This window comes from Pseudomonas profundi (assembly GCF_008638305.1).
GTDB classification, from domain to species: domain Bacteria; phylum Pseudomonadota; class Gammaproteobacteria; order Pseudomonadales; family Pseudomonadaceae; genus Halopseudomonas; species Halopseudomonas profundi.
The window spans coordinates 1-2,427 of sequence record NZ_VTPZ01000034.1 but is presented as its reverse complement, the minus strand read 5'-3'; the positions used below and the strand labels follow the sequence as shown (position 1 = coordinate 2,427).

The 2,427-nt window shown below is 59.3% G+C and carries 1 protein-coding gene; it reads left to right on the top strand.

The window, feature by feature from the left end:
- Positions 1-271: 271 nt before the first annotated feature.
- Positions 272-2,427, top strand: a 2,156-nt coding sequence (locus FZE95_RS19415) for a type I restriction endonuclease subunit R (protein WP_150302435.1), incomplete at its 3' end; no start/stop codon positions are given.

Here is a 2,427-nt window from a genome sequence, read left to right as displayed (position 1 = left end):
ATGAGCAGATGGTGCTGAACTATGTGCAGCAGCATGGACAGATCAAGCGAGCCGAGGTGATGGACCTGTGCCGGCTCTCACCTGATCAGGCGGCAAAATTGCTTACACGAATGAAAGATAAAGGTGCGCTGATACAGCAAGGCGAGAGACGCTGGGCGGTCTATACGCTCAGCTGAAGATTCTATGAGCCGCTATGAGCTGCTATAAGCCTGTATGAGCCCATACACGCCTGAATTGGATGTAAATCCGACCGGATTAAAGGAGTAAACCTGTGGGATGGGAACTGGAAGACGTCGAAAAACCCTTTGTGACGCAGCTGCAAGGGTTGGGTTGGGCACATATCGAAGGGAGTCTGGACATTCCGGCTGTAACCGGTCGAAGCAGCTTTGCCGAGGTCATTCAGAGCGCTGTGTTGCGCGCACGATTACGCGCTATCAATCTACGCGATGGCCAGCCCTGGCTGGATGATGAGCGCATCGCCGAAGCACTGGCGACCATTACCCGATTGGGTGCAGCGAAGCTCATGGAAGCCAACCAGAAAGCCACCGAGCTATTGCTCAAAGGCATCACCGTCGATGGCCTTCCCGGTTGGGATGGCGGACGGGGACAGACCATTCAGTTCATCGATTGGGAAACGCCAGTCAATAACCACTTCAGCGTGATCAATCAGTATCGGGTAGATTGCCCGGCTGGCTTCGACAGTGGCAAGAAATTCATCGTCCCGGATCTGGTGTTGCTGGTGAACGGTATCCCGCTGGTAGTGGTTGAGTGCAAGAGCCCGTCCATCCCCGAGCCGCTGGCCGAAGCGGTGGACCAGTTGCGTCGTTACAGCAACCAACGCAAGGCGGCCTTTGAGGTCGAGGAAAACGAGGGCAATGAGGCGCTGTTCGCCAGCGTGCAGCTGTTGATTGCCAGCAGCTACGACGAGGCACGGGTGGGCTGTATCGGTGCCGGCTTTGCGCATTTCAACCAGTGGAAGACGGTGGTTGGCCCGGATGGCAGTGGCAGCGAGCAAGCCGTCGCTGCGGCGCTGGGCATGTCGAAGCTCTCCCAGCAGGAGCGCCTGGTGGCGGGGATGTTGGCACCCGCGCATCTACTCGATCTGATCCGCCATTTCATGCTGTACATGCAGGTAGGCGGGCAGACCATCAAGACGGTTTGTCGCTATCAGCAATACCGCGCGGTAAACCATTCGATCGCACGCCTCAAGCGCGGGCAGACGCGCGCGCAACACGGCGAGAGCGATCAGCGTGGCGGCATCGTCTGGCACACCCAGGGTTCGGGTAAGAGCCTGACTATGGTGTTTCTGGTGCGCAAAATGCGCACCGACGAGCAACTGCGGCGTTTCAAGGTGATCGTGGTCACCGACCGCAAGGATCTGCAGAACCAGTTGGCCGCCACGGCGACCTTGAGCGGCGAGCCTCCGGAAATAGCCGCCAATATCGAAGGCGTGAAGGCGTTGGCCCGCCGCAAGGGGCCGGGGCTAGTGTTTGCGACCATCCAGAAGTACCGTAATCCGGAGCAGGACGAAGGGGAGTCGGCCCTAGGCTTAGCGGAAGCCGCCGCTCCATCCAGGGCGGCGGAACCGCGCGTAACCTACCAGGCGAGCAAGCTCTTCGAGGTACTCAACAACGACGAGAGCATTCTGGTGATGGTGGATGAGGCGCACCGCACCCAGGCCGGCGACCTGCACGCCAATCTGCTGGCTGGCTTGCCCAATTGCGCACGTATTGGCTTTACCGGCACGCCGATCATCATGGGCGAGAAGAAGCGCACCCATGAGATTTTCGGCGCCTTTATCGACAAGTACACCATCAAGGAAGCCGAGGCCGACGGTGCCACTGTCCCGGTGCTCTACGAGGGGCGCACGGCACAAGGTGCCGTCAAGGACGGGGCCAGTCTGGACGAGCTGTTCGAGGATCTGTTCCGTGATCACAGCGAGGAAGAGCTGGAACTGATCAAGAAGAAGTACGCCACTAAGGGGCATATCTTCGACGCACCGGCGCTGATTGCCGAGAAGGCGCGCGATATCCTTCGCCATTACGTCACCAACATTCTGCCCAACGGGTACAAGGCGCAAGTGGTGGCTTACAGCCGGATCGCGGCGATTCGCTATTTCCACGCGCTGCAGGTTGCCCGCGACGAATTGCTGGCCGAAGCCAACGCCTTGTCAGTGACAGACAAGGAACTCGACGACGAAGCTCTTTGCCAGCGCTTGCCGAAAGTGCAGGCGCGGGTCCAGGCCTGGCGCCACCGCGACACGCTGAGCAAGCTGGAATTCGCGCCAATCATTTCTGGGGCCAATAACGATCCATCCGAGTGGAAGACCTGGACCGATGGCACCAAGCATGAGCAGCTGATCAAGCGCTTCAAGAAGCCCCTGTACCATGAGCAGCCGAGCAAGGCCGACCCGCTGGCCTTCCTGAT